A 6,764-nucleotide genomic window follows, 5' to 3' on the forward strand; every position below is an offset into this window, starting at 1 on the left:
CGGGGGGCGGGGGGGCGCGAGCGGGTTGGCGGTCGGCGAGGGCCGGGCGCGGGGCTGCGCGCGCCGCGGGCGCGTGGGCGGGGGGGCGGTGCGGCGGGCCGGCCGCGACGGGGCCGCCGCGGGGGGGGGCACCACGCGCCGCCGCGGCGGCGTGGGGGCCGGGGCGACGGACCGCCCAACCGGCCACGAAGCCGCGGCGGAAGGAGAGGGTGACCAGGGTCTGGCCGACCGTGAAGGCGATCGCGCCCGCCCCGATCACGAGGACGGACGGCATCATGACGCCCACCACCACGCCGAGGAACCCGGCGAAGGCGAGCAGCCGCCAGCGCAGTCGCGCCTTGTACTGCAACAGCACCTCGCCGAGCAACCACAGCGCGACGACGCCGAACGCGATGTAGAGGACCGTCCAGCCCATGTACGCCCCTCTCCCAGTGGCCGTTACGCAGTGTGTCGCACCACGGTGCGGCAGGTCTAGGCCTGCGGGGGGTGGTGCAGGCCCAGGTTCTCGTAGATCTCCAGGGTCGCCGTGGAGTTGTTGAGCGTGATGAAGTGCAGTCCGGGCACGCCTTCGGACAGCAGCCGCGCGCAGAACTCCGTGGCGAAGTCGATACCGATGGAGCGTACCGCCGCCGGATCGTCCTTCGCCGCGAGGATCCGCTCTTTCAGGGCGTCGGGGACGTCGGCGTTGCTGAGTTTCGGCAGTCGTTCCAGCATCTTCACACTGGTGACGGGCAGCACCTCCGGAATCACCGGGGTGTCGCAGCCCGCGTCCGCCACCCGGTCGCGCAGCCGCAGATAGGACTCCGGCCGGAAGAACATCTGGGTGATGGCGTAGTCGGCGCCCGCGCGGCACTTGTCCACGAAGTGGGCGACGTCGGTGTCCCAGTCCGAGGAGCGGGGGTGCATCTCCGGGAAGGCGGCGACGCCCACGCAGAAGTCGCCCGACTCCTTGATGAGGCGCACGAGTTCGGCCGCGTAGGTCAGGCCCCGGGGGTGCGGCACCCACTCGCCCATCGGGTCGCCGGGCGGGTCGCCGCGCACCGCGAGCATGTTGCGGATGCCGGCGTCCGCGTACTGGCCGATGATGTTGCGCAGTTCGGCGACGGAGTGGTCGACCGCGGTGAGGTGGGCGACCGGGGTGAGCGTGGTGTCGGCGACGATCTGCTGGGTCTCCTTGACGGTGCCCGCGCGGGTGGAGCCGCCGGCCCCGTAGGTCACCGAGACGAAGTCGGGCGCGACCGCCTCGACCCTGCGCAGCGCGCTCCACAGGTTCCGCTCGCCCTTGGGGGTCTTCGGCGCCGAGAACTCGAACGAGTACGTCTTCTTGCCGCCGGCGAGGATCTCGCGCACGGTGCGTGCGCGATCAGTCCTGGTGGATGCGGTTCCGAGGGCCATACCCGCAGGTTAGCCAGGGGACGGCGGTCCCCCAACCAAACCCGGGAAAATTGCCCGATTTGTCGATTTGCCGTCCATCCCTTGGGACGGACACTCCCACAACGGGGCCGCGCGGTCCCGCTCAGACCTGCCGCAGCCGCTTGGCGAACTCGGCCGCCGCGGCGCCCGGGTCGTCGGCCTCGGTGAGCGCGCGGACCACGACCACCCGGCGGGCCCCGGCGTCCAGCACCTCGTCCAGATTGCCGAGGTCGATGCCGCCGATGGCGAACCAGGGGCGGTCGGTGCCGAGCGCGGCGGTGTACCGGACCAGGCCGAGGCCGGGCGCGGGGCGGCCGGGCTTGGTCGGGGTGGGCCAGCAGGGGCCCGTGCAGAAGTAGTCCACGCCCTCCTGGACGGCGGCCGCGGCGGCCTCCTCCTCGGCGTGCGTGGAGCGGCCGATCAGCACGTCGTCGCCGAGGATCGCGCGGGCCGCCGGGACCGGCAGGTCGCCCTGCCCGAGGTGCAGCACGCCGGCGCCGGCCGCGTGCGCGACGTCGGCCCGGTCGTTGACCGCGAGCAGCTTGCCGTGGCGGGCGCAGGCGTCGGCGAGGACCTCCAGGTGGGCCAGCTCCTCGGCGGCCTCCATGCCCTTGTCGCGCAGCTGCACGATGTCGACACCGCCGGCCAGCACCGCGTCCAGGAACTCGGGCAGGTCGCCCTGGCGCTTGCGGGCGTCCGTGCACAGGTAGAGGCGGGCGTCGGCGAGCGCGGCGCGGGCGGTGTCGGACATGCGTGTTCCCCCTGGGGTCGGTGTGGCTGCTGGGCGGGCGGGTGGCGCACGGGCTCGGGCCGCCGTACGCCACCCCCCTCAGGCGGTCGGGCTCAGACGGCCAGCGCCTGGGCGCGGCGCTTCACCTCCGTGCCGCGATTCTCACTGAGGGCCTGCGCGGGGGTGCCGGGCAGGGTCGGGTCGGGGGTGAAGAGCCATTCGATCATCTCTTCGACCGTGAAGCCGTCGTCCCGCAGGAGCGTCAGGGTCCCGGACAGGCCCTTGACGACCTTGTCCCCGTCGATGAAGGCGGCGGGGACGTGCAGCGCCCGGTTCTCACCTCGGCGTACGGCGATGAGCTGGCCCTCCTTGACCAGCTGCCGCACGCGCGTCACCTCGACGCCGAGCTGTTCGGCGATGTCGGGGAGGGTGAGCCAGGCGGGGACGAGAGCATCGATCTTTGCGTCAATCTCGGTCACGGGTACTAGCGTAGGCGTTCGGCCGGGGGTGGTGCCTTATGTGGTGGTTCGACATGTGCCGGTTCCACCGCCGGCCCGTCGTGCCCGGTCGCGGGCCGGTCGCGGTCGGCCGCCTCCGCACCCCGCGCCGTCGAACCGGTCAGCCGGTCGTGGCGTCCTTCAGCGGCCTGCTCGGGTCCGAAAGCGCCGCCGGGTCCATCGTGCGGCCCGCCTCGATCAGCCGCCGGCCCTGCGCCAGGTCCCTCGGGCGGCCCACCGCCAGGAGGGCGACCAGGCGGTCCTCGCGCAGCCAGCAGACCGTCCAGGCGGGGCTCGCGGGGTCGCCGCGCCAGACCAGGCGGTCGGCGGCGGCGTGGTGGCCGGCGTACTGGACGAAGCGGCCGAACTGCTCGGACCAGAAGTACGGCACCGGGTCGTAGACGGCGTCGGTCTCGCCGAGGATGTTCGCGGCGACCGTGCGCGGGCCCTGGAGGGCGTTGTCCCAGTGGTGCACGAGCAGCCGCTCGCCGTAGCGGGCCGAGGGGAAGGAGGCGCAGTCGCCGACGGCGTACACCCCGGGCGCGGAGGCGCGCAGCCGGGCGTCGGTGACGACCTCGCCGTACGCCCCCAGCTCGATGCCGGAGCCGGCCAGCCAGCCCGTGGCGGGGCGGGCGCCGATGCCGACGACGACGGCGCCCGCGGGCAGCCGGGTGCCGTCGGCGAGCACCACCGCGCCGGGCTCGACGCGCTCCACGCGCGCGCCGGTGCGCAGTTCGGCGCCGCTGTCGGCGTACCAGCCGGCCATGGGCGCGGCGACCTCGGCGGGCAGCACGCCGGCGAGCGGCCGGTCGGCGGCCTCCACGACGGTCACCGCGCAGCCCGCCGCACGGGCCGCCGTGGCGAACTCGGCGCCGATCCAGCCCGCGCCGACGACCACGATGTCGTGCTGGAGGGCGAGCACGGGCCGCAGCCGTTCGGCGTCGTCCAGGGTGCGCAGCAGATGCACGCCGGGGACGCCCTCGGTGCCGGGCAGGGTGACCGGTTCGGCGCCGGTGGCGAGGACCAGGACGTCGTACGGCACCGGGCCCGCCCCGGTGTCCAGCTCCCGGTCGCCGGGGCGGACGCCGAGGGCCTCGCAGCCGAGCCGGAGGTCGACGCCGAGCGAGTCGAAGTCGAGGTCGAAGGCGGAGTCCTCGGCCTTGCCGAGCAGCACGGCCTTGGACAGCGGGGGCCGGTCGTAGGGCTGGTGCGGTTCGGCGCCGATGACGGTCACGTCGCCCGCGAATCCCTGTTCCCGCAGGGCGACCGCGGTCTGCACCCCGGCCATGCCCGCGCCGACGACGACCACGCGCCGCGTCCGTGCCGTGCCCTCTTGCGCTGTCTGCTCGCTCACCCGCCCACCATAGACACGTGACGATCAGTCAGTCAGCGTGCGTCCTCGGTGAGCTGTTCCACAACGCTCGTGCCGGAGCCGGGCCCGGACTCCCACTCCCAGGTCTCCTCCAGGCGCACCCGGCCGTCGGGCAGCTCCACGACCGTGGAGACGCAGTGCCCCGAGGCCGTCGTCCCGTCGGTCCTCAGCTGCACGTACCGGAAGTCCAGCCGGTCGCCCTCGCGGGTGCCGACCAGATGGCCGCGGACGATGTCGCCGCCCTGGTACTCGGCCCACACCGCGCCGTCCTCCTCGTGGTAGGCGAACCGGGTGCGGGTGCCCACCTGACCCGCGGACTGGTCCGCGACGGGGGCGAGGTGGAGTCCGTCCAACGACACGGCCATGAGCGAGGGCTCCCTTACGGGTGAGGAGGGGGGCGGGCTAGGGTGGCCACCGTACAAGCACTCGCGGGAGCCCGGACGCACCGGGCTGAGAGGGAGGCTGGCGGCCTCCGACCGTACGAACCTGATCCGGGTCATGCCGGCGAAGGGAGGGGCTGGACGCCCATGCCGTCACGTACGTCCGACACATCCGACGTCCTTGTCGTCGGAGGCGGGATCATCGGCCTGGTCACGGCCTGGCGGGCCGCGCAGCGCGGGCTCGCCACCGCCGTGGTGGACCCCGCGCCCGGGGGCGGGGCCGCGCAGGTCGCGGCCGGGATGCTGGCCGCGGTCACCGAACTGCACTACGGCGAGGAGACCCTGCTCGCCCTGAACCTGCGCTCGGCGCGCCGCTACCCGGAGTTCGCGGCCGAGCTGACCGAGGCGAGCGGCCGGGACCTCGGCTACCGCCGCTGCGGCACGCTCGCGGTCGCGCTGGACGCCGACGACCGCGCCCATCTGCGCGAACTGCACGCCTTGCAGCAGCGCTGCGGCCTGGAGTCGCAGTGGCTGTCCGGGCGGGAGTGCCGCCGCCTGGAACCGATGCTGGCGCCCGGGGTGCGCGGCGGGCTGCGGGTCGACGGCGACCACCAGATCGACCCGCGCCGGCTGGCCGCGGCCCTGCTGGCCGCGTGCGAGCGGGCCGGGGTGGTGTTCCACCGGGTGTGGGCCGAACGGCTCGACGTGGCGGGCGGCCGGGCCACCGGGGTCACCACGGCGGACGGCACGGCGCTCGCCGCCGGGCGGGTGGTGCTCGCGGGCGGCAGCCTCAGCGGGCGGCTCGCGGGGGTGCCCCGGGAGGTGCTGCCGCCGGTGCGGCCGGTGAAGGGGCAGGTGCTGCGGCTGACGGTGCCGCGGCGGCTCGCGCCGTTCCTCAGCCGTACCGTGCGGGCCGTGGTCCGGGGCGGGCAGGTGTACCTGGTGCCCCGGGAGAACGGCGAGCTGGTCGTCGGCGCCACCAGCGAGGAGCTGGGCTGGGACACGACGGTCACCGCGGGCGGGGTCTACGAGCTGCTGCGCGACGCCCACGAGCTGGTGCCGGGCATCACCGAGCTGCCGCTCACCGAGACCCGCGCCGGGCTGCGTCCCGGCTCCCCGGACAACGCGCCGCTGCTCGGCCCCTCCGGCCTCGACGGGCTGCTGCTCGCCACCGGGCACCACCGCAACGGGGTGCTGCTCACGCCGGTCACCGGGGATGTGATGGGGCAGCTGCTGGGCGACGGCGAGCTGCCGCAGGAAGCCCGTCCGTTCACACCGCAGCGCTTCGGCGCCGTCCTCATGGAGCAGCCCGCATGACCGCCGTGCCGTTCACCATCTGCGTCAACGGGGAGCGCCGAGAGGTCTCCCCCGGCACCGCCCTGGACACCGTCGTACGGTCGCTGGTCCGGTCCCCCTCCGGGGTGGCGGCCGCCGTCAACGAGACCGTCGTCCCGCGCACCCGCTGGGCGAGCACCCCGCTCGCCGAGGGCGACCGGGTCGAGGTCCTCACCGCGGTGCAGGGGGGCTGAGCCATGACGGACGATTCCCTGGTCATCGGCGGTACGGCCGTCGGGTCGCGGCTGATCATGGGCACCGGCGGGGCGCCCAGCCTGGACGTGCTGGAGCGGGCGCTGGCCGCCTCCGGGACGGAGCTGACGACCGTCGCGATGCGGCGGGTGGACCCCTCGGTGCGGGGCTCGGTGCTGTCGGTGCTGGAGAAGCTCGGCATCCGGGTGCTGCCGAACACGGCGGGGTGCTTCACCGCCGGGGAGGCGGTGCTGACCGCGCGGCTGGCGCGGGAGGCGCTGGGCACGGACCTGGTGAAGCTGGAGGTCATCGCCGACGAGCGGACGCTGCTGCCGGACCCGGTGGAGCTGCTGGACGCGGCGGAGACGCTGGTGGACGACGGTTTCACGGTGCTGCCGTACACCAACGACGACCCGGTGCTGGCGCGGAAGCTGGAGGACGTGGGGTGCGCGGCCGTGATGCCGCTGGGCTCGCCGATCGGGTCCGGGCTCGGCATCCGCAACCCGCACAACTTCCAGCTGATCGTGGAGCGGGCGGGGGTGCCGGTGATCCTCGACGCGGGCGCCGGTACGGCGTCGGACGTGGCGCTGGCGATGGAGCTGGGCTGCGCCGGGGTCATGCTGGCGTCGGCGGTGACGCGCGCCCAGGAGCCGGAGCTGATGGCGGCGGCGATGCGGCACGCGGTGTCGGCGGGCCGGCTGGCGCGGCTGGCCGGGCGCATCCCCCGGCGGTACTGGGCGCGGGCGTCCTCCCCCGAGGAGGGCCTGGCCGCGCTGGACCCCGAGCGTCCCGCGTTCTGAGCCGGTGCCGCCCGTCGCCTGCGTGACCGGCCCGTCACACACCGC

At 74.8% G+C, this 6,764-nt stretch carries 8 protein-coding genes, 1 pseudogene and 1 riboswitch; of the genes and pseudogenes, 3 read left to right on the forward strand and 6 right to left on the reverse strand.

Translation table 11 applies throughout. The features are described from left to right. The 6 genes and pseudogenes from FRZ03_RS40695 to FRZ03_RS31600 form a co-directional block, all read right to left on the reverse strand. Nucleotides 1-415 (reverse strand): annotated as a pseudogene (locus tag FRZ03_RS40695) (hypothetical protein); the annotation flags it as partial. Between the two features lie 56 nt (nucleotides 416-471). Next, nucleotides 472-1,395, reverse strand: coding sequence for a methylenetetrahydrofolate reductase [NAD(P)H] (gene metF / locus FRZ03_RS31580; RefSeq protein WP_070028604.1), 924 nt, complete (start codon nucleotides 1,393-1,395; stop codon nucleotides 472-474). A gap of 121 nt (nucleotides 1,396-1,516) precedes the next feature. Continuing rightward, nucleotides 1,517-2,164: a thiamine phosphate synthase gene (gene thiE, locus FRZ03_RS31585; RefSeq protein ID WP_146468505.1), complete on the reverse strand. Its 648-nt coding sequence runs from the start codon at nucleotides 2,162-2,164 to the stop codon at nucleotides 1,517-1,519. A gap of 92 nt (nucleotides 2,165-2,256) precedes the next feature. Further along, entirely contained in the window at nucleotides 2,257-2,622 is a 366-nt protein-coding gene (locus FRZ03_RS31590) for an Rv2175c family DNA-binding protein (protein WP_055707421.1), read from the reverse strand. 139 nt (nucleotides 2,623-2,761) lie between these two features. Beyond that, nucleotides 2,762-3,994 carry an NAD(P)/FAD-dependent oxidoreductase gene (locus tag FRZ03_RS31595; protein ID WP_146468506.1) on the reverse strand — a complete coding sequence of 411 codons (1,233 nt, stop codon included), beginning with the start codon at nucleotides 3,992-3,994 and terminating at the stop codon, nucleotides 2,762-2,764. Between the two features lie 32 nt (nucleotides 3,995-4,026). After that, a complete protein-coding gene (locus FRZ03_RS31600; protein ID WP_146468507.1) occupies nucleotides 4,027-4,377 on the reverse strand; it encodes an avidin-fold protein in 351 nt (116 codons plus the stop codon). Nucleotides 4,378-4,430: 53 nt separating this feature from the next. Beyond that, nucleotides 4,431-4,542, forward strand: a riboswitch (TPP riboswitch). Between FRZ03_RS31600 and thiO the strand changes: the two genes are divergently transcribed. The 3 genes from thiO (at nucleotide 4,540) to FRZ03_RS31615 (ending at nucleotide 6,719) form a co-directional block, all read left to right on the forward strand. Beyond that, nucleotides 4,540-5,709 carry a glycine oxidase ThiO gene (thiO, locus tag FRZ03_RS31605; protein ID WP_146468508.1) on the forward strand — a complete coding sequence of 390 codons (1,170 nt, stop codon included), beginning with the start codon at nucleotides 4,540-4,542 and terminating at the stop codon, nucleotides 5,707-5,709. (Overlaps the previous riboswitch by 3 nt.) Then, entirely contained in the window at nucleotides 5,706-5,921 is a 216-nt protein-coding gene (gene thiS / locus FRZ03_RS31610) for a sulfur carrier protein ThiS (RefSeq protein WP_146468509.1), read from the forward strand. The genes thiO and thiS overlap by 4 nt, the downstream gene beginning before the upstream one ends. Nucleotides 5,922-5,924: 3 nt before the next feature. Beyond that, nucleotides 5,925-6,719, forward strand: coding sequence for a thiazole synthase (locus FRZ03_RS31615; RefSeq protein ID WP_146468510.1), 795 nt, complete (start codon nucleotides 5,925-5,927; stop codon nucleotides 6,717-6,719). Nucleotides 6,720-6,764: the final 45 nt, after the last annotated feature.

Source organism: Streptomyces misionensis, from assembly GCF_007896895.1.
Classification (GTDB): Bacteria; Actinomycetota; Actinomycetes; order Streptomycetales; family Streptomycetaceae; genus Streptomyces; species Streptomyces misionensis_A.